General features: G+C 71.7%; 1 protein-coding gene. It reads right to left on the bottom strand.

Annotated elements, in window-relative coordinates:
* The coding region (locus tag SB773_RS34075) for a hypothetical protein (protein WP_410594913.1) at positions 1-244 on the bottom strand (244 nt) is incomplete at both ends.

Here is a 244-nt window from a genome sequence, read left to right as displayed (position 1 = left end):
CGCGACGAAGTAGACGGCCGTCGCGATCCCGACATACAGCCAGGCGCGCCAGCTGTTCTTCTGGAGGCCGGCCCGGCTGGGCCGGGCGAGGAACCAGTAGACCGGGAAGAGCGCGAGGACGAGGCCGGCGGACGCGACGGTCCGCGGGTAGCCGCTGATCGGGTTGGCCAGGATGAGCAGCACCGACGCCAGGGTGGCGGCGGCGGAGTACCCGATCCAGTCCCCGAACCAGCGGTCGTCCACG

It is taken from the genome of Bacillus sp. SIMBA_074 (assembly GCF_046534555.1).
GTDB classification, from domain to species: Bacteria; Bacillota; Bacilli; order Bacillales; family Bacillaceae_G; genus Bacillus_A; species Bacillus_A mycoides.
The sequence above is the reverse complement of the archived record's forward strand: the minus strand, read 5'-3'. Positions and strand labels throughout refer to the sequence as shown.